This is a genomic window from Streptomyces sp. NRRL S-646 (assembly GCF_000720765.1).
In the GTDB taxonomy this organism is placed as follows: domain Bacteria; phylum Actinomycetota; class Actinomycetes; order Streptomycetales; family Streptomycetaceae; genus Streptomyces.
Genome location: NZ_JODC01000003.1, coordinates 449,799 through 468,952, shown reverse-complemented (window position 1 = coordinate 468,952; position 19,154 = coordinate 449,799). Strand labels below are relative to the sequence as shown.

Here is a 19,154-nt window from a genome sequence, read left to right as displayed (position 1 = left end):
CCGTAGAGGCTTTGGGCGGGAGCTGCCATGGGGCGAGTGAACAGGGGGCCTTACGCTCGCCAGCGGATCGGGCAGGTTTTGGAGCCTGCCCGCAATAGCCCGATCGGCCCCCTGTTCTTCGAGGCTCGCCCCATGGTGGCTGCCTAAAGCCTCGTAGGCCGTCGGCCCCAGCCAAAGAGGGTTGCGAGCATTCCCGGCCGAGGCTCGGGTGAGTGCTGGCCGGTGAGGGCGCCGTGGTCCGGATCGGTGGCTGTGGTGCTGGGGCCGTGAGCCACGGGCCAGAGCCCATGGGAGCGGAGCGGGTGAGGTGGGCTGTGGGGACGTTGGCTCACTTCTGGTGCCGCCTGGTGTGCGCCGGGGCGGCGGCGCCCCGGACCGGACCCGCCGAAGGCGGCACGCCGGGCCGGGGTGCGGCAAGCCGCCCCGGCGGCGCGCCGAAGGCGCGCCTTCAAAGAAGTGAAGACAAATTACTCCCCATGCTTCACACCTACGTCTGCTCCGCATCCGGTGAGTACCTGGACCCGCGACGCAACCGGCTTCCCGGCACCTCAAGATCACCGCATCTGGCTCGCTGCGCACTCGTCCCGGCTGCTTACGCTGATGCGGCTCGTCGGCGGGTGGCGTGCTTGGCGGGGGCTTTGGTCGGCGTCAGTGAGTAGCTGAGCTGGCATGCGTCGGCGGGGGCCTTGAGTTCCTCGCACAGTAGGGGGCGGCCCTGGTGGGCGTCGGCGGTGATGCGGTAGGTGACCAGGAGGGGGCTGGCGTCACTGGTGATCGACAGAGAGGTGCGCTCGTCTGGGTAAGGAGGACGGGCGGTGACGTGCTCGGTGAACTCCAACGACAGTCCGGCGTCGGCAAGCTGCTGGTACAGGTCGCTGACTTCGGCGTCGGGCTGTTCGGCGAGGGAGGGAACGTCGGCTGCGGTCGCCATCGGGATCAGGACCCGGTGGGCCATCCGGGCGCCGGTCTCCTGGTCGTAGAGCACGCGGTCGACGCTGATGGCGTCCTGGTCCTGCTGGTCCAGCAGCATTGCCGGGGGGCCGTCGAGTGAGACCCGGCTGACGGCGGTCGCCTCGCTCTGCGATACCTCAGGCAGGCTCCAACTCCCCTTGCTGGTCTGGCGGATGGAGCGGTCAACAGAGGCGGCGGGGAGGAACCCGCCCCCGGTGGAGAGCACGATGGTCCCCTTGCCCTGGCGGGACTCGACCAGTCCCATGCGGCGCAGCTCGGCGACGGCGGACCGTGCGGTGTGCTTGCCGATCCCGTACATGATGACCATGTCCGCCTCGGACGGCAGAAGCTCGCCGGACTTGTAGCGGCCTCGGCGGATGTCATCGGCCATGCGTTGGGCTACCTGCATGTACATGGACGGGGCGCGTTCGATGTGCTCTCGGACTGGCATAGCTGGTGCCCTTCTCAGGCCGCCCGGTCGGGTGCTGGCGGGGATTCGCAATCATGAGGATAAGTGGCTGACCACTCATCGGGCCATCCCTTACACACTCATCCGAATAAGTGGTTGACCTGGCCGGATCGACGGGTTGACCATGAACCCTCCAACCCATCCGCATAAGTGGATGGGTCACATTCTGGAGGCGCCTTGTGTTCAACACTCCGCACGAGCCGACCATGTCGGACGGCCGCTCTGCCGAGCTGGAGCGTGAGAAGCGGCTCCTGTCGCTCTCCGATGCCGACCGTGACCTTGCCCGACTGGTCAATGACCCGAAGTTCTCGCGCTGGCTAGCGCAGATCAAGGCCATCGGCGGGTGCGCCCATCCGATCTACCTGTCCGGCTCCACGGTCACCAGCAACGCCGTAACCGGTGAGGTGATCTCGTCCTACTCGACCGCCGACGAACCCGGCGAGCGGCTACCCGTGCGCTGCGGCAACCGCCGGGCCTCGGTCTGCCCGACCTGCTCCTACCTGCACGCCGGGGACACCTATCAACTGGTCCGTGCGGGCCTGACGGGCGGCAAGGGCGTGCCCGGTGCCGTGGCGGAGCGCCCCCGTCTGTTCGTGACGCTGACGGCCCCCTCGTTCGGCCTAGTGCACCATGCCATCGAGGGCGAACGCTGCCGACCGCGCCGGGATGATCCGGTCTGCGAGCACGGCAAGCCCCTGGGGTGCAGTCGTATCCACGGCGAGGATGACCGCCTGGTGGGGCTGCCGCTTTGCCCGGACTGCTACGACTACGTGGGCCACGTGCTGTGGCACGCGCACGCCGGGCGGCTGTGGAACCTGTTCACCACCGCCGTACGGCGTCGCCTCGCCTCCGCCGGGGGCATACCGCGCTCCAAGCTCCGTGAGCACCTGGTGGTGTCCTTCGCCAAGGTCGCCGAGTACCAGAAGCGCGCGGCCATCCACTTTCACTGCGTGGTGCGTCTCGACGGACCGGACGGCCCCGGTTCCGTGCCCGCCTCCTGGGCGAGTGAAGGGCTGCTGGTCGATGCCGTCACGCGTGCGGTGGCGTCGACCTTCGTCACGGTCCCCGAGTCGGACGCGTACGGCACCGAACGGCTCGGCTGGGGCGGGCAGTTCGACGCACACCCGATCTATCCGACCCCAGGTACTGACGGCCCGTCAGGATCGGCGGTCGCCGGATATGTGGCCAAGTACGTCACCAAGGGAGCGGCCGAAACCGGCGCCGGACTCGACTACCGCGTCACCAGCCTGGACGACATCCGTGCGGCGGCCGTGACGACCCACGTAAGGGCGCTCATGGCGACCTGCTGGCGCTTGGGCGGCCTGGTCGAGCTGGAGCACCTCCGAATACGGAGGTGGGCTCACAGTCTCGGCTTCCGGGGCCACATCCTCACCAAATCCCGCCGCTACTCCACCACCTACGGCGCCCTGCAAGAGGAACGGGCCGACCATCGCCGGGGCGACACCAAGCCCGAGAACGGCCCCACGGTCACGCAATCGAACTGGCGCTACGCCGGATCCGGCTACACCCCCGGAGAGGCTGACATCGCTCTCGGTATTGCCGAAGACCTGGCAAGCCTGCGCGAGATCAAACGGGACATGATCGCTGAAGGGTGGCGATATGCCGGGTGAGGAGCGTCCTAAGGAGAAAGCAAGGGAACCGCGTCCCGGTGAAGTGAGTTCCCGCTGGCGGGCCGTTGAGTGGACCGAGGCGCAACGGAGCCGCCTAGCTGCCCTCTTGATCGGGTCGACGCCCAACGACCCATATTGTCAAGGCAGTTGAGCGATTCGCGCTAGATCGTGAGGCCACCTCACGAGTTACCATGTGCAAAAACAACGCGACCCCGGCGGGAGATTAGGGCCTGCCGCTGGGGTCGCTGGCCAGTCGTGGAGGACTGACTATGGCGAAGCGTACCGTTGCGCGGTCCGTTCAGAGGACCCTTCGGGTAGCCATCTATCTGCGGGTATCGACGGCGCAGCAGCTCGAAGGCTACGGGCTGAAGGTCCAGGAGGAGCAGTGTCGCGCCTGGCTGGCCTATGCCCTGCGCAAAGTGCGCCACACCATCGTTGACGTCTACGTGGACGGGGGTGTGTCGGGCAAGCTTGCCAGCCGCGAAGACCTCGACCGCCTCACCGCTGACGCTCTCGGCGGCCGTCTGGACTTGATCGTCTTCGGCAAGCTGGACCGCATCGGGCGCACGATGAAGAACATCCACCGTTGGGTCTACGACGTGACCGACAAGGGTGTCCGCGTGGCCACGGCGGACGGCCGAATCGACTCCGACGACGACATGTTCGGCATCCAGCTCTCTTTGCTTGCCTACCTGGCCGAGGTGGAGCATGCCCTGATCTTGGAGCGTACGTCGGGCGGTCGGATACAGAAGGCTGCCGTCGGGGGCTGGCCCCTGGGTGAGCCGCCCTTCGGTTACATGCTCGCCTCTGACGGAAACCCCGTGATCAACCCGGCAGAGGTCGAGCAGATCGAGAAGTTCGCAGACTTCATGATCGACTCGCCTGAGCCCGTGACGCGGGAGGACGGCGCTCGCCACCTCAACGCCCTCGGGTACCGAACACGTCGAGGCAAGGAGTGGGAGGGCGGAAACCTCGTCGCCCGTGTCATGGCTGCACTCAAGGGTTACGTGGACTTCGTCTTCGCCGGAGAGAACGAGGACGGCGAGGAGATCACCACCACCTTCCGCATCGACCTGCCCAAAGCCCTGAGTGACCAGCGAGCCGAGGAGTTGAAGACTGCTCTTGCACGAGGTGCCCGCGTCAAGGGCAAGGCCAGCAAGTACCTGCTCTCCAATCGACTCATCAGCGTGTGCGGGGTGCATCGGACTGGAGCCGACGCCGGTGAACACGGGCGGTACTACCGCTGCATGGCGGGTAAGCAGGGCAACCCTGTGAACGAGCGCCACGAGGACTGCTGGGAGATTCCTGTTGATGAGGTCGAGGTCGCAGTCTGGGCTGAGGTCAAGAAGCTGATGTCTGACAAGGACAAGCTGCGCAGGCTGGTTGAAGAGTCTTTGGGGACTGCGCCCCAGCGCGCACAGTCCTACCGCCGACGGCTGGCAGAGCTTGACGAGCAGATCGACAAGAAGCGGAGCAGCCGGAAGCGCAAGATCAGTCTTCTGTTGGCATCCGTCGACGACGACAGTGAAGACGATGCTCAGCTTGTCGCGGAGTTGAAGGACGAACTGCACAAGCAGGAAGCCGACCTGGTGGCAGAACGGGAACGCGTCGCTGAGTGGCTGTACGACGTCGAGAGGCAGGCAGACGGCGCCAAGGGCCTGCTCGCCAGGATCGAGAAGGTTGACGCCCGTCTGGACGACTTCACCTTCGAGCAGAAGCAGGACCTGTTGGAGCTGCTTGACGTGCGTGTGCAGATCACCGGCAAGGGTGAGCCTCGCCACAAGGGGCTGACAGACCCGATCGCCGAATGGCACCGGGAGACCGGCGTGACGATCCCTGTCGAGATCACAGACGAGCAGTGGTCGAAGATCGGGGACATCGTCTCGCCCAGTCGCCAGTGGAAGGACGTCCGGGACGGGTTCGAGGCGATGCTCGACAAGATCCGCACCGGAAAGAATTGGACGGACTACGACCGCTCCGAGCGAATCGGCGGACGAGGCTGGGCGGCCCTGTATCGACGTGCACAGCACTGGTGGGGCAGTGGGGAGTACGAACGAGCGCTAGAGGCCCTGGCGCCCTTTGAGGGCGTCGCGCCGCCGCCCCTCTACGTGCTTCCGCCTATGGAGGTGACGGGCGATGCTGACCCGAACTACAGCGCCGAGCGGGCAGGCCAGGGCGGTAGCGGCCTGAAGTGCAACCAGGCGAAGACCGCCGAACATGTTTCCCCGAGATGGTGATCTTCGGCCTCATCCAGCCGATCATGTTCGTGGTGCTGTTCAGCTATGTGTTCGGCGGTTCCATGAACATCGGCGGCACCACGGACCCCGTCGTCTACCGCAATTTCCTGATGGCCGGCATCTTCGCCCAGACGGTCACCTTCGCCACCGCGGGCGCAGGGGCGGGCATCGCCGACGACATGCACAAGGGCCTCATCGACCGTTTCCGCTCGCTGCCCATGGCACGCGGCGCGGTGCTGACCGGACGGACGCTGGCCGACCTCGTGCAGACGGCGCTGACGCTGTTCGTACTGGCCCTGGTCGCCCTGCTGGTCGGATGGCGTACCCACACCAGCGTGGGTGAGGTACTCGGCGCCTTCGGCCTGCTGCTCCTGACCGGGTACGCGTTCACCTGGATCGGCGCTGTCATCGGCCTGTCCGTCCGCACGCCCGAGGCGGCCACCTCCGGCGGTCTGATCTGGCTGTTCCCCGTCACGTTCATCTCGAACGCGTTCGTGGACTCCAGCCGCATGACCCCCTGGCTGCGCCACATCGCCGAGTGGAACCCCTTCAGTGCGACGGTCCAGGCCTGCCGCAAGCTCTTCGGCAATCCCGGCGTCTCGCCCTCGGACGCCTGGCCCATGGCGCACCCCGTGTGGGCCTCGTTGATCTACTCGGTCCTGATCATCGTCATATTCAGGACGCTGGCGGTACGGAAGTACCGCTCGGCGACGGCATGACCGACGGAATGACGACGCCCCCGGCGTCACCAGGACGCCGGGGGCACCACAGGACGTGCAGACCGGTTCAGCCGGTGTAGGGCTCGGCCTTCAGGATCGTCACCGAGGCCTTCTTGCCGTTCGGCAGCTCGTACTCCGCGTCCTCGCCGACCTTGTGGCCGATCACGCCGGAACCCAGCGGGGACTGCGGCGAGTACGTCTCGATGTCCGAGCTCGCGTACTCGCGCGAGGCGAGCAGGAAGGTCATCGTGTCGTCCTCGTCGCCGTCGAAGGCGATCGTCACGACCATGCCGGGTGCCACGGCGCCGTCCGCCGACGCCGGGGCCTCGCCGACCTTGGCGTTCTCCAGAAGCTGGGTCAGCTGGCGCACTCGGAGCTCCTGCTTGCCCTGCTCTTCCTTGGCCGCGTGGTACCCGCCGTTCTCACGCAGGTCGCCCTCCTCGCGCGCGGCCGCGATCTTGGCGGCGATCTCCGTGCGCGCAGGACCAGACAGGTACTCCAGCTCGGCCTTGAGCTGGTTGTACGCCTCCTGGGTCAGCCAGGTGACGTTCTCGCTGGTCTGGGTCACAGGTGCTCCTCGTAGGTACTGGGAATACAAAGCATCGCCCTACCCAGAAGAATGTTCCTTCACGGATGGGCGAAACCACGAGCCTAACAATTCAGCGGCTGAAGGGGGAGGACATAAGCCATCAGAATTGCATCAACGCAGGTCACGGCCCATGTATTCCGACCGGGGCCGGACGGGGCGGGGTCAGTCGGCGTGGCAGCCGAGCAGTTCCGCGGTGGTGCCCTCGGATGTCGTACGGAGCGTGACGACCCGGTCGATGCGTGTGGCGTGCCCGCCGAAGCGGAAGTCGGCCCGGCCCACCTCGGCCCCGTCCTTCGACTGGGAGCGGATGGTGCAGTAGCCGGAGGCGTCGGCGTCCTTGCGGACCTCCAGATGCACCTTCACGGAGTCCTTCTGCGCATCGAAGGTGATCACCTCGGCGCTGATCTTGTTCTCGGCGACGTAGTGGTAGGCGAAGTAGCCGACGAGGGCGAGCAGCGCCGCGGCGAGAATGGCACCGATGACCTTGAGCTTGCGGTCGGCGCGCTCGTCCGAGGAACGGCCGTAGCGGCCCTCGGGCAGCCGCGTGCTCGCCGTACTCATGATCGTCCTCTCCGAAACCGGACCCCGGAATTTTTCGCCCCCCGATTCGGTCACTATAGAAGCCGCCGATCGCGCCGGTTCACACCGGGCGCCGACTTACCGAGGATTGAGTCTTGACTGACCAGCTGCGACTGATGGCCGTGCACGCCCACCCCGACGACGAGTCGAGCAAGGGCGCGGCCACCATGGCGAAGTACGTGTCCGAGGGGGTGGACGTGCTGGTCGTGACCTGCACGGGCGGGGAGCGCGGCTCCATCCTCAATCCCAAGTTGCAAGGCGACAAGTACATCGAGGAGCACATCCACGAGGTACGCAAGAAGGAGATGGACGAGGCCCGCGAGATCCTCGGGGTGAGCCAGGAGTGGCTCGGCTTCGTGGACTCCGGTCTGCCGGAGGGTGACCCGCTGCCCCCGCTGCCCGAGGGCTGCTTCGCCCTGGAGGACGTCGACAAGGCGGCCGGCGAGCTGGTGAAGCAGATCCGTTCCTTCCGTCCCCAGGTGATCACCACCTACGACGAGAACGGCGGTTATCCGCACCCCGACCACATCATGACCCACAAGATCTCGATGGTGGCGTTCGAGGGCGCGGCGGACACCGAGAAGTACCCGGAGTCCGAGTTCGGCCCGATCTACCAGCCGCTCAAGCTCTACTACAACCAGGGCTTCAACCGCCCCCGCACCGAGGCGCTGCACAACGCGCTGCTCGACCGCGGCCTGGAGTCGCCGTACGGGGAATGGCTCAAGCGCTGGAGCGAGTTCGAGCGCGTCGAGCGCACGCTGACCACGCATGTTCCGTGCGCCGAGTTCTTCGAGATCCGCGACAAGGCGCTGATCGCCCACGCCACGCAGATCGACCCCGACGGCGGCTGGTTCAAGGTCCCGATGGAGATCCAGAAGGAGGTCTGGCCGACGGAGGAGTACGAGCTCGCGAAGTCCCTCGTCGATACCTCCCTCCCCGAGGACGACCTCTTCGCGGGCGTCCGCGACAATGCCTGACATGAGCGCAAGCGTGAGCCTGGCAATGACGCACCTCGTCCCCCTCGCCAAGGAGGTGGACGAGAACAAGGTCACCCCCGGCGTCCTCGGCTTCATCGTCTTCGCGGCGATGGCCCTGGCGGTGTGGGCCCTGATGAAGTCCATGAACCGGCACATGGGCAAGGTGAAGTTCAAGGAGTCGGCCGAGGCGGACGCCGGGTCCGCGGAGTCCGCCGCCGACTCCGAGGCGCGCCGGAGCTGACGCAGTGGGGCCGGGGGTGGCCGGCGGTCAGTGACTGGCCGGTACCGCCACCCCCATCACCTCCCGTGCATGCCGGCTCGGCACCATGCCCAGCCGCCAGGCCTGCCAGCCCTCCTCCAGGTTCACGCCCCGCTCCAGCAGCAGCTGATACGCCTCCACGTAGTCGTCGAGCTTGCGGTCCCGCAGGGGATGGCCGGTGCGGGAGAGCTGGGCCAGTTCCTCCTGGGCGACCGCCGTGCCGATCTCCACGCCGCCGGGGGCCGCGTAGGGCAGCAGGGTGCAGCGCAGGAAGCGGGCCCAGTCCGCGCCGCGATGGTCGCCGTAGGACGTGAACAGGTCCACCGCGTCGTCGCACAGCGCCAGCGCCTGCTGGTTACGGGCATTACCCGCGTCCACGACCGCGAGTTCCAGGCAGGTCCATGCCTCGCCGTGGGCGACGCCGATGCGCTGGAAGTCGGCCCGGGCGTCGACCAGCAGCTGGCGGGCGAAACCGGAGTTCCTGAGGGAGCCCGTCTGGGCGGCACGCTGGTCGCGGGTGACTCTCGCCGAGTGGTGCCGGGCGCACGCCAGGCCGTAGACGTCCCGCATCCGCGAGAACATCGTGCGGGAGCGTTCCAGTTCACGGACCGCGTGGTCGAGGTTGCCGGTCTCCTCCAGGGCCTGGCCCAGGTAGTAGACCGTCCAGGCCTCACCGCGGGCGTCCTCGTTGTCGCGGTGCCGGGACGCCGCCTGCCGCAGGCCGTCCACCGCCTGGGAGGGGTCGCCGGCGACGAGGCGGGCGCGGGCCAGCTGGGTGAGGGCCCAGGCCTCGCCGCGGGCGTCACGGGTGCGGCTGTAGCGGTCGAGGGCCGCGTTCAGCTCGGCCTCCGCGCGCGGGACGTCGCCCATGCGCAGGGACAGCTGGCCGAGCTGGAAATGGGCCCAGGCCTCGCCGTGCACGGACTCGCCGGCGCGGTGCAGGACCAGGGACTCGGCGAGCAGGCGCAGTGACTCCTGGACATGGCCGCGGTCCCGTTCCACCGCGGCCAGGGCGTGCATCGTCCAGCCGCGGTCGGTCGCCAGCTCGGGGGCCGCCTGGAGGTCCAGCGCCTCGCGGAGCTTCGCCGCCGCCTCCGTGAGATTGCCCTGGTGGTGCAGGGTGATGCCCAGGGAGCACAGGGCACGGGCCGCGCCCGCGTCGTGGTGGGCCTCCATGTACAGGTCGACCACCGAGGTCAGCGTCGTCCGCGCCTTGTCCAGTTCGCCCAGCTGACGGGCCGCGATGCCGGTGCGCCACTGCACCGAGCGGAGCAGCAGACCCTGGTCGACGGCCTGCGCCAGCTCGCTGATCTCGCCCAGGCGGTAGAGGTCGCCGCGCAGCAGGCAGTAGTCGCACAGCGCGCCCAGCAGGTTCAGCACCGCCGCCTGGTTCACGCCCTCCGCGTGCCGCAGCGTGGAGGTGATGAAGCTCGACTCGTCGTCCAGCCAGCGCAGCGCCTCGTCCAGGGACGTGAAGCCGTGCGGGCTGAAGCGGTCCGAGCGGGTCGACATATTGCCGTCGACCAGCCGCAGCACGGAGTCGGCGAGGTCGGCGTAGTTCACGATCAGGCGTTCCTGCGCGGCCGTGCGCTCGCCCGCCTCCTCCTCGTCCAGCAGGCGGGCGTGGGCGAAGGCACGCACCAGGTCGTGGAGGCGGTAGCGGCTGCCGCGCACATGGTCGATCAGGCCCGCCCGGGAGAGCGCCACCAGATGGCGGGTCGCCTCTGTCTCGTCCGTCGCGAGCAGGGAGGCGGCCGCGGCGGCACCGAGGGAGGCGCGCCCGGCCAGGGCCAGCCGGCGCAGCAGCCGGCGGGCCGCCTCCGACTGGTCCGTGTAGCGCAGCCACAGCACGCGCTCGATCGGTTCCACGGGGCCGTACGCCGCCAGATCCGTGGCCAGCTGCCGCGGTGAACGCGGGCCCAGCGACGAACCCGCGATGCACAGCGCCAGCGGCAGGCCGCCGCACAGATCCCGGATCCGGTCCGCCGAATCGGCGTCGTAGGGGCCCGAGTTGTCCTGCGCCGCCGCGTCCAGCAGTTCCTCCGCGCCCGCCGGGTCCAGCGCCTCGACCGGCAGTGCATGGACATGGGCCTGCAGGTCGGAGGGGAGTTCTAGGGGCTCGCGGGCGGTGACCAGGACGAGGCTGTCGGAGCGCTCGGGGACGAGCGTACGGATCTGTTCCGGGTCCGAGGCGTCGTCCAGGACGACCGTGACCGGCACGCCCGTCAGATGCTGGTGATACAGCTCGCTCAGCCGCTTGACCTGCTGGTCCGGGGAGGAACGCTCACGGAACAGCAGCTGTTCGCGGGGCGCGCCGAGCCGGTTCAACAGGTGCAGCAGGGCGTCCCGGGTGGACAGCGGCGGCTCCTCCGGGCTGCCGCCGCGCAGGTCCACCACGCAGGCGCCACGGAAGTAGTCCTTCAGGTCGTGCGTGGCGCGCATCGCTAGGGTCGTACGGCCGCTGCCGGGTGTGCCGTGCAGGATCACCACCGTCGGGCGGGTGTCCGTACTCGCGCGGGACGCCTGCACCCACTGCCGGATCCGCGCCATCTCCTGCCGCCGCCCCGCGAATGCCCCCGCGGGCTCCGGAAGCTGGGCGAACGACTGGGCCAGCACACTCCGCCCGCGGGCGGCCGCGCTCTTGTCCGTGCCGCGCAGCTGAGGTCCCGGCTTCTTCGGGCCGGTGGACGCGGCACGCACCCGCTGCTGGTCGAGGAACGGCCGGATGCCGCGCACCTCCAGCGCAGTCAGCCACTGCAGCCGCAGCTGTTCCGGCCCGCCGGGCTGGCTCGCGGCGCCGGCCCGGTGGTGCGCGGCGGGCAGATGGGAACCGGCCACCTTGAGCACGGTCGCCGCGGCACCGACCACGCCGACCGTCACGCCGACTCCCACCGCCGTGCCGGTGTCCGTGCCGAAGGCCAGGTCGGCCACCGCCGCCGCGACCGCGGCAACGGCCGCCACCAGCAAGGGAGTCCCGGAGCCCTCCTTCGCATACCTCTGCCCGAAGGTCAGCCGGTCGCCCTCCGCCTCGTCCAGCGCCCGCGTATAGGCCTCGTACTCCTCGGCGGCCGTCTGAGCCATCGCGTCCAGCGCGCCGCGCGACCGCGACAGCAGCACCGTCCCGTCGGTGCGTCCGCCGGAGCGTCGCACCTCTTCCTCCACGGCCCGGGCCAACAGCCGTTCGGCATCCGCCCGATGGCTGTCCCGCATGTCACGTCCCCCTCCGGCGGCAACTCCTTTGCCTACGAGTGTCCTTCGGGGAAGCCGTCAGCGCGAGAGGGCAGCGATCACTCGTGCCGGGCGTGGCGGTCGCTCACGGCGAGGCAGATGCAGATGCAGGCGAGCGCTCCCTCCGCCACCGCGCAGGCCACCGCCTGAGTGAGGTCGGTACCGGGCTGTGCCGTCGTTATGTCGAACCACGCGTCCAGCACCGCCACAGCCGCCGTTGCCGATGCCGTGAGACGGGCCCTCGGGTCGCCCCGCAAGCCCAGCAGGGCCGTCGTCGCGCAGCCCGTCGCCATCAGGACGTCCAGGCCGATCCAGGCCAGTGACCAGTTCCGTACCTCGGTGTCGGCCTGGAGGGTCAGGCCCAGCACCACCATCCACGGCACCAGCAGCACGGCCGCCGCGCTCAGGACGACCAGCATCCACCTCTTCAGCAGCACGACCGCCGTGCCCACGGCCATGCCCAGCAGGAGCAGCGTCCACCCCATCAGCTGCCTCTTGTACGACTGCTTCCTCACCAGATGCCCCCATTCCGTTCCGACGCCTCCATGCTAGACTGCAGAGAAAATTCTGCAAAGAAAAATCGGCAGACATCAGGGACGAGTCAGGGTTCTCAGGGTTACCGTGGCCGCATGACCGACGGCCCGCCCGAGATGACCAGCCTCGAACGCACCGCCCTCTACAAATCCCTGGGCAACCCCCTGCGCCGCCGGATCCTCGACTACCTGGGCCGGCACGGCGAGGCGAACTCCACCGTGCTCGCCAGGGAGCTCGGCGAGAGTTCCGGCACCACCAGCTACCACCTGCGCAAACTGGCCGAGCAGCGGCTCATCGAGGAGATCCCGGAGAAGTCGGGCGGCCGGGAGCGGTGGTGGCGGTCGCTGGCGTTCAGCCACACCACGCCCGACCCGGAGACCATGGCCCCGGAGGAGTACGCGGCCGCCGAGCAACTCGCCCTGCTGAAGATCGAGCTGGACACGAGGCTGTTCCGGCGAGCCCACGAGGAGTACCGGGGGCCGGAGGGCTGGGCCCAGGTGCAGCGCACCGGCACGTGGATGACCAAGGAGGACCTGCTCGACTTCGTTCGCGCCTACCAGGCCCTCCTCGACCGGTACGGCCACCCCGAGGGCGACGTCCCCGAGGGGGCCCGCCGAATGAACCTCCGCTTCTACGCCGCCCCCGCCCCCGTGGGAGAGTGGAACGGTGAACCGACTGGCCCATGAGACGTCCCCATACCTCCTCCAGCACGCCGAGAACCCCGTCGACTGGTGGCCCTGGTCGGCCGAGGCCTTCGAGGAGGCACGCAAGAGCGGCAAACCGGTGCTGCTGAGCGTCGGGTACTCCAGCTGCCACTGGTGTCATGTCATGGCCCACGAGTCCTTCGAGGACCAGGCCACCGCCGACTTCCTCAACGAGCACTTCGTCAACATCAAGGTCGACCGCGAGGAACGCCCCGACGTCGACGCCGTCTACATGGAGGCCGTCCAGGCCGCCACCGGGCAGGGCGGCTGGCCCATGACCGTGTTCCTCACGCCCGACGCCGAGCCCTTCTACTTCGGCACCTACTTCCCGCCCGCCCCCCGCCACGGCAGCCCCTCCTTCCGGCAGGTCCTGGAGGGCGTCCGCTCGGCGTGGTCCGACCGGCGGGACGAGGTCGCCGAGGTCGCCGGGAAGATCGTGCGGGACCTCGCCGGACGGGAGATCTCGTACGGCGACGCACAGGTCCCGGGCGAGGAGGAGCTCGCGCAGGCGCTGCTCGGGCTGACCCGCGAGTACGACCCGCAGCGCGGCGGCTTCGGCGGCGCGCCGAAGTTCCCGCCGTCCATGGTGATCGAGTTCCTGCTGCGCCACCATGCCAGGACCGGCGCCGAGGGCGCCCTGCAGATGGCTGTGGACACCTGTGAGCGCATGGCCCGCGGCGGCATCTACGACCAGCTCGGCGGCGGCTTCGCCCGTTACTCCGTCGACCGTGAGTGGGTCGTTCCGCACTTCGAGAAGATGCTCTACGACAACGCTCTGCTGTGCCGGGCGTATGCGCACCTGTGGCGCTCCACGGGCTCCGAGCTCGCCCGCCGCGTCGCGCTGGAGACCGCGGACTTCATGGTCCGTGAACTGCGCACCGGCGAGGGCGGGTTCGCCTCCGCGCTCGACGCCGACAGCGACGACGGGACGGGCAGGCACGTCGAGGGCGCGTACTACGTGTGGACGCCGCAGCAGCTGACCGACGTCCTCGGCGAGGAGGACGCCCAGCTCGCCGCCCACTACTTCGGCGTCACCGAGGAAGGCACCTTCGAGCACGGACAGTCCGTTCTCCAACTCCCGCAGCACGACGGCCTGTTCGACGCCGGGAAGATCGCCTCCATCCGCGAGCGGCTCCTCGACGAGCGGAGCGAGCGCCCCGCCCCCGGCCGCGACGACAAGGTGGTCGCCGCCTGGAACGGTCTCGCCATCGCCGCCCTCGCCGAGACCGGTGCCTACTTCGACCGCCCCGACCTGGTCGAGGCCGCGGTCGGCGCCGCCGATCTCCTCGTACGGCTGCATCTGGACGAGCAGGCCCGCCTCGCCCGCACCAGCAAGGACGGCCGCGCCGGTGCCAACGCGGGTGTGCTGGAGGACTACGCCGATGTCGCCGAGGGCTTCCTCGCACTCGCGTCCGTCACCGGCGAGGGCGTCTGGCTCGAATTCGCCGGGTTCCTGCTCGACCATGTCCTGGCCCGTTTCGTCGACGCGGAGTCCGGCAGCCTCTACGACACCGCCGCCGACGCCGAGCAGCTGATCCGCCGGCCGCAGGACCCCACCGACAACGCCACGCCATCCGGCTGGACCGCGGCCGCGGGCGCCCTGCTGAGCTACGCCGCGCACACGGGAGCCGAGCCCCATCGCGCCGCCGCCGAAAGGGCGTTGGGCGTGGTCAAGGCGCTCGGGCCGCGGGTGCCGCGCTTCATCGGCTGGGGGCTCGCGGTCGCCGAGGCCCTTCTCGACGGGCCGCGGGAGGTCGCGATCGTCGGCCCTGCGCTGGACGATCCCGCCACAAAAACCCTGCACCGAACGGCACTTCTGGGCAGCGCCCCGGGCGCGGTGGTGGCCGTAGGGCCTCCGGAGAGTGACGAGTTTCCGCTCCTCGCCGACCGGCCGCTGCAGCAGGGTCAACCTGCGGCTTACGTCTGCCGTAACTTCACCTGCGATGCCCCGACCACCGATCCGGAATGGTTGCGGAACGCGCTGACCAGCTGAAACGACAGCGGGCGAGGGGCAGTTACGTAACCGGTGTTCGAATTGTTCACTCTCGGGACCCGTTGTGAAGAAATGCGTTCTTCATGGAAACGGCCTACGGACTTCACAGATCACCCTTAATGTCTACACAGTTCCGCGACAGATGTGACGTCTGTCGCGACTGGGGGCATTGGGGATCTGGGGGGATCTGTTGCTGACGTCTGTCTTCATCGCTGCCGTTTCACTGGCCCTGTTCTGGATGGCTGCCTTCACCCTGTGGTGGCAGATGCACGCGTGGCGAACGCCCGAAGTGCTCGCCTCCACCCGGTTCAGCAGTCCGGACGGGGCCGAGCACGTCTCCTTCTCGTTGCTGCTGCCCGCGCGGCACGAGCAGGCCGTGCTGGACCACACGATCCAGCGGTTGCTGGAGTCCACGCACACCGACTTCGAGATCATCGTGATCGTCGGGCACGACGACCCCGAGACCACGGCGGTCGCCGAAAACGCGGCCGCGCGCGATCCGCGCGTGAGAGTCGTCGTCGACACCCACGAGAAGAAGAACAAGCCGAAGGCCATGAACACGGCGCTGCCGCACTGCCGCGGCGATGTCGTCGGGGTCTTCGACGCCGAGGACCAGGTCCATCCCGAGCTCCTCGCGCACGTCGACCACGCCTTCCGCACCACGCACGCGGACGTGGTGCAGGGCGGCGTCCAGCTCATCAACTTCCACTCCAGCTGGTACTCCCTGCGCAACTGCCTGGAGTACTTCTTCTGGTTCCGCTCCCGGCTGCATCTGCACGCGCAGAAGGGGTTCATCCCGCTCGGCGGCAACACCGTCTTCGTACGGACGGATGTGCTGCGGGAAGCGGACGGCTGGGATCCCAACTGCCTCGCCGAGGACTGCGACCTGGGCGTCCGGCTCTCCAGCATCGGCAAGAAGGTCGTCGTCGCCTACGACTCCGCCATGGTGACCCGGGAGGAGACCCCGGGCTCGCTGATGTCGCTGCTCAAGCAGCGCACCCGCTGGAACCAGGGCTTCCTCCAGGTCTACCGGAAGAAGGACTGGAAACAGCTCCCCGGCTTCGGGCAGCGGCTGCTCGCCCGGTACACGCTCATGACCCCGTTCCTGCAGGCCTTCTCCGGGGTGATCATCCCGCTCAACGCGGCGGTCGCGCTCTTCCTGGACGTGCCCGTCGGGATCGCCTTCCTCACCTTCCTGCCGCTGGTCACCGCGGCGGTCACCTTCGTCTTCGAGGTCGTCGGACTGCACGACTTCGGCAAGCAGTACGGGCTTCGCGTCCGCCTGGTCCACTACCTCAAGCTGGTCGTGGGCGGCCCCTTCTACCAGGTCCTCCTCGCCGGGGCCGCGATCCGCGCCGTATGGCGTGAGCAACGCGGCCGCAACGACTGGGAGCTGACCAGCCACGTCGGCGCGCATCTGAACGACACAGCGGTACTCCGAGAGGACGTCCCTGCGTGACCTCCACACTTCCCGCGGTGACCTCCCCGAAGGTCCCCGCGCAGCGGCAGCCTGCGCCCAAAACCGGTTCGACCGGCCTGACGGCGCCGCCCCAACGCCTCCGCTCCTCCCGCCCCGACCTCCTGCTGTGCGGCGCGCTTCTCGTGGCGATCCTCGTCGTGCAGGGCTGGAACATCGCCGACTACCCGACGCTCAGCGACGACGAGGGCACCTACCTCGCCCAGGCCTGGGCGGTCCAGCAGGGCAGGGGCCTGGCCCACTACACCTACTGGTACGACCACCCGCCCCTCGGCTGGATCCAGATAGCCGTGCTCACCTGGATCCCGTCCTGGCTCAGCCCCGGCTCGATGACCGTCGGCTCCATGCGCGTCGTGATGCTGATCGTCTCCGCGGTCAGCGCGGTCCTCGTCTACGTCCTCGCCCGCCGCCTGTCCCTGCCGCGCTGGGCCGCCGGGCTCGCGATGGCCCTCTTCGGCCTCTCGCCGCTCTCCGTCGTCCTCCAGCGCGAGATCTTCCTCGACAACCTCGCGGTGATGTGGACGCTCCTCGCCTTCACTCTCGCCGCCTCCCCGAGCCGCCACCTCTGGCACCACTTCGGCGCGGGCCTCGCGGCCGCCACGGCGGTGCTCACCAAGGAGACGATGCTCGTCGTCCTCCCGGCGCTGTTCGTCACGATGTGGCGGCACAGCCACCGCGACACCCGCAAGTTCGCGGTGACCGGAGCCGTCACGGCCTGCGTGCTGATCGGCTTCAGCTACCCGCTCTTCGCCTTCCTGAAAGGCGAGTTGCTCCCCGGTGGTGGGCACGTCTCGCTCTGGGAGGGCGTCAAGTACCAGATGACCAGGCCGGGTTCGGGCTTCATCCTGGACCAGGGCTCCGGCTCGTACGGCGTACTGCACTCGTGGCTCTACTACGACCGTGTCCTGCCGCTGGGCGGCCTCGCCGGCGCGCTGCTGCTGGTGGCCACCTGGCGCTGGTCGGTCACCGCCCGCGCCCTCGCCGGACCGGCCCTCACGGTCGCGATCCTCACCGCGCTGGCCCTGCGTCCCAACGGCTATCTGCCCGCGATGTACGTCATCCAGGCGCTGCCCTTCCTCGCCCTGGTCCTCGCCGGGGGCACCGCCTCCGTCGCCCACGCCGTGCTGCGCAGAGGGCGGGCGGACGGCGAGAGGCGGTCGCTCACCGGGGGCCGTTACGCTCTCGCCGCCGTCCTCGCGATCGCCGCCGGCGCGTACGTCGTCCCGCGCTGGTACGACGGCGACCACACCGCCGTCACCGCCGACGCCAACGCCCCCTACCGGTCCGCCTCCAAGTGGCTGGCCACCGAGGTCACGGACCCGAAGAACACCCGCGTCCTGGTCGACGACGCGCTCTGGCTGGACCTGGTGCACGACGGATACCGGCCCGGGCCCGGCGTCATCTGGTTCTACAAGGCCGACCTCGACCCGGCCGTCACGAAGACGATGCCGCACGGCTGGAAGGACCTCGACTACGTGGTCGCCTCCCCGACGGTGCGGCGCGACGCGGTGGACCTGCCCCATGTCAGGGCGGCCATCGAGCACTCCACGCCGGTCGCCACCTTCGGCACCGGCCCCGACCGCATCGAGATCCGGCAGATCCAGACCGCCTCCGGAGGCGTCCGATGACCCACGAGTACACCGCCCCCGGGGAACTCGACGATCCCGCCGTACGCGGCGCCGAAGTCGCCGAACCCGGCGCCGTCACCATCGTCGTACCGACGTACAACGAGTCCGCGAACATCCGCCGGCTCCTGCACCAGATCACCGAGTCGGTGCCCTCCCGCCTGCCCTGCGAGGTCGTCTTCGTCGACGACTCCACCGACGACACCCCCGAGGTGATCCACGAGGCGGCCGGGGACTGCCCCTTCCCGGTCACCGTGCTGCACCGCGAGGAGCCGGTCGGCGGGCTCGGGGGCGCGGTCGTCGAGGGGATGAAGGCGGCAGGGTCGGACTGGATCGTCGTCATGGACGGCGACTGCCAGCATCCGCCTTCGCTGGTACCGGAGTTGGTGGCCACCGGCGAGCGTGCGAACGCCGGGCTGGTCGTCGCCTCCCGCTACATCAAGGGCGGCAGCCGCGCGGGACTCGCCGGCAGCTACCGGGTGGCCGTCAGCCGCGGGGCCACCTGGCTGACGAAGTCCCTGTTCCCGCGCAGACTGCGCGGCATCAGCGACCCGATGAGCGGCTTCTTCGCGATCCGCCGCAGCGACATCGCGGCGGAGGCCCTGAAGCCCCTCGGCTACAAGATCCTCCTGGAGCTGGCGGTCCGCAGCCGCCCCCGCCAGGTCACCGAGGTGCCCTTCGTCTTCCAGGACCGTTTCGCGGGGGAGTCCAAGTCGTCCGCGAAGGAGGGCTTCCGCTTCCTGCGCCATCTCGTCGGACTGCGCACCGCCTCGCCCGTCGCCCGCATGGTGGCGTTCGGCCTGATCGGTGCGAGCGGCTTCGTGCCGAACCTGGTCGGGCTGTGGGCGCTGACGGTCGCCGGCCTGCACTACGTACCGGCGGAGATCCTCGCCAACCAGTTCGGCGTCGCCTGGAACTTCGTGCTCATCGAGCACCTGCTGTTCCGCGACCGCCGCGCCCACCGGCGCTGGTGGGACCGCCTCGGCCGGTTCGCGCTGCTCGCCAACGCCGACCTGGTGCTGCGCATCCCGCTGATCGCGCTGTTCGTGAACCGGTTCGGGATGGGTGCGCTCACCGCCACCGCCCTCGCGCTGGTGACGACGTTCGTCCTGCGCTTCGTAGGGACCGAAGCGCTGGTCTACCTCCCGCGCAGGGGCCGCGGGAAGAGCACCGCAAGCTAGG

Annotated in this window: 15 protein-coding genes; 10 read left to right on the top strand and 5 right to left on the bottom strand. The window is 69.0% G+C overall.

Annotated elements, in window-relative coordinates:
- Positions 1 to 592 precede the first annotated feature (592 nt).
- Complete coding sequence (locus IH68_RS0106540) at positions 593 to 1,360, bottom strand: GntR family transcriptional regulator (RefSeq protein ID WP_267883719.1); 768 nt, start codon at positions 1,358 to 1,360, stop codon at positions 593 to 595.
- A 239-nt stretch (positions 1,361 to 1,599) separates the two neighbouring features.
- On the opposite strand from IH68_RS0106540, the gene IH68_RS0106535 reads away from it, so the two are divergent.
- The 3 genes from IH68_RS0106535 to IH68_RS0106525 all read left to right on the top strand — a co-directional run bounded on the left by IH68_RS0106535 (position 1,600) and on the right by IH68_RS0106525 (position 6,007).
- A complete protein-coding gene (locus tag IH68_RS0106535; RefSeq protein ID WP_234341250.1) occupies positions 1,600 to 3,051 on the top strand; it encodes a replication initiator in 1,452 nt (483 codons plus the stop codon).
- A gap of 269 nt (positions 3,052 to 3,320) precedes the next feature.
- Entirely contained in the window at positions 3,321 to 5,288 is a 1,968-nt protein-coding gene (locus tag IH68_RS0106530) for a recombinase family protein (RefSeq protein ID WP_051833239.1), read from the top strand.
- The gene (locus IH68_RS0106525; protein ID WP_107057408.1) at positions 5,282 to 6,007 is read left to right on the top strand and encodes an ABC transporter permease; all 726 of its coding nucleotides are present in this window, start codon (positions 5,282 to 5,284) and stop codon (positions 6,005 to 6,007) included. The genes IH68_RS0106530 and IH68_RS0106525 overlap by 7 nt, the downstream gene beginning before the upstream one ends.
- Positions 6,008 to 6,074: 67 nt before the next feature.
- On the opposite strand, the gene greA is transcribed toward IH68_RS0106525, so the two are convergent.
- Both greA and IH68_RS0106515 read right to left on the bottom strand, forming a co-directional pair.
- Positions 6,075 to 6,575 carry a transcription elongation factor GreA gene (gene greA, locus IH68_RS0106520; protein ID WP_030929763.1) on the bottom strand — a complete coding sequence of 167 codons (501 nt, stop codon included), beginning with the start codon at positions 6,573 to 6,575 and terminating at the stop codon, positions 6,075 to 6,077.
- 183 nt (positions 6,576 to 6,758) lie between these two features.
- Positions 6,759 to 7,157, bottom strand: coding sequence for a DUF4307 domain-containing protein (locus IH68_RS0106515; RefSeq protein ID WP_030929760.1), 399 nt, complete (start codon positions 7,155 to 7,157; stop codon positions 6,759 to 6,761).
- Positions 7,158 to 7,270: 113 nt separating this feature from the next.
- On the opposite strand from IH68_RS0106515, the gene mca reads away from it, so the two are divergent.
- Complete coding sequence (gene mca, locus IH68_RS0106510) at positions 7,271 to 8,152, top strand: mycothiol conjugate amidase Mca (RefSeq protein ID WP_078912347.1); 882 nt, start codon at positions 7,271 to 7,273, stop codon at positions 8,150 to 8,152.
- Positions 8,145 to 8,393 carry a hypothetical protein gene (locus IH68_RS0106505; RefSeq protein WP_078912346.1) on the top strand — a complete coding sequence of 83 codons (249 nt, stop codon included), beginning with the start codon at positions 8,145 to 8,147 and terminating at the stop codon, positions 8,391 to 8,393. Before mca ends, IH68_RS0106505 begins: the two co-directional genes overlap by 8 nt.
- 27 nt (positions 8,394 to 8,420) lie before the next feature.
- Here the strand turns inward: IH68_RS0106505 and IH68_RS0106500 are convergent, their stop codons facing one another.
- A complete protein-coding gene (locus tag IH68_RS0106500; protein ID WP_030929752.1) occupies positions 8,421 to 11,621 on the bottom strand; it encodes a tetratricopeptide repeat protein in 3,201 nt (1,066 codons plus the stop codon).
- A 77-nt stretch (positions 11,622 to 11,698) separates the two neighbouring features.
- Positions 11,699 to 12,154: a hypothetical protein gene (locus IH68_RS0106495; protein WP_051833238.1), complete on the bottom strand. Its 456-nt coding sequence runs from the start codon at positions 12,152 to 12,154 to the stop codon at positions 11,699 to 11,701.
- Between the two features lie 114 nt (positions 12,155 to 12,268).
- Between IH68_RS0106495 and IH68_RS0106490 the strand changes: the two genes are divergently transcribed.
- The 5 genes from IH68_RS0106490 to IH68_RS0106470 all read left to right on the top strand — a co-directional run bounded on the left by IH68_RS0106490 (position 12,269) and on the right by IH68_RS0106470 (position 19,153).
- Positions 12,269 to 12,859, top strand: a complete 591-nt coding sequence (locus IH68_RS0106490) for an ArsR/SmtB family transcription factor (RefSeq protein ID WP_051833236.1) — start codon at positions 12,269 to 12,271, stop codon at positions 12,857 to 12,859.
- A complete protein-coding gene (locus tag IH68_RS0106485) occupies positions 12,840 to 14,870 on the top strand; it encodes a thioredoxin domain-containing protein (RefSeq protein ID WP_030929744.1) in 2,031 nt (676 codons plus the stop codon). The genes IH68_RS0106490 and IH68_RS0106485 overlap by 20 nt, the downstream gene beginning before the upstream one ends.
- A 190-nt stretch (positions 14,871 to 15,060) precedes the next feature.
- Complete coding sequence (locus tag IH68_RS0106480; RefSeq protein WP_030929741.1) at positions 15,061 to 16,329, top strand: glycosyltransferase; 1,269 nt, start codon at positions 15,061 to 15,063, stop codon at positions 16,327 to 16,329.
- The gene (locus IH68_RS0106475; protein ID WP_030929738.1) at positions 16,326 to 17,975 is read left to right on the top strand and encodes an ArnT family glycosyltransferase; all 1,650 of its coding nucleotides are present in this window, start codon (positions 16,326 to 16,328) and stop codon (positions 17,973 to 17,975) included. Before IH68_RS0106480 ends, IH68_RS0106475 begins: the two co-directional genes overlap by 4 nt.
- On the top strand, positions 17,972 to 19,153 hold the full coding sequence (locus IH68_RS0106470; protein WP_030929735.1) for a glycosyltransferase: 1,182 nt from the start codon (positions 17,972 to 17,974) through the stop codon (positions 19,151 to 19,153). The genes IH68_RS0106475 and IH68_RS0106470 overlap by 4 nt, the downstream gene beginning before the upstream one ends.
- The last annotated feature ends 1 nt before the right edge of the window (position 19,154 follow it).

Excerpts from the sequence above, each read along its gene's own strand:
- IH68_RS0106540 (WP_267883719.1), bottom strand. The coding sequence starts at position 1,360 with ATGCAGGTAGCCCAACGCATGGCCGATGACATCCGCCGAGGCCGCTAC.
- IH68_RS0106530 (WP_051833239.1), top strand. The coding sequence starts at position 3,321 with ATGGCGAAGCGTACCGTTGCGCGGTCCGTTCAGAGGACCCTTCGGGTA.
- IH68_RS0106525 (WP_107057408.1), top strand. The coding sequence starts at position 5,282 with ATGGTGATCTTCGGCCTCATCCAGCCGATCATGTTCGTGGTGCTGTTC.
- IH68_RS0106515 (WP_030929760.1), bottom strand. The coding sequence starts at position 7,157 with ATGAGTACGGCGAGCACGCGGCTGCCCGAGGGCCGCTACGGCCGTTCC.
- IH68_RS0106505 (WP_078912346.1), top strand. The coding sequence starts at position 8,145 with ATGCCTGACATGAGCGCAAGCGTGAGCCTGGCAATGACGCACCTCGTC.
- IH68_RS0106500 (WP_030929752.1), bottom strand. The coding sequence starts at position 11,621 with ATGCGGGACAGCCATCGGGCGGATGCCGAACGGCTGTTGGCCCGGGCC.
- IH68_RS0106490 (WP_051833236.1), top strand. The coding sequence starts at position 12,269 with ATGACCGACGGCCCGCCCGAGATGACCAGCCTCGAACGCACCGCCCTC.
- IH68_RS0106470 (WP_030929735.1), top strand. The coding sequence starts at position 17,972 with ATGACCCACGAGTACACCGCCCCCGGGGAACTCGACGATCCCGCCGTA.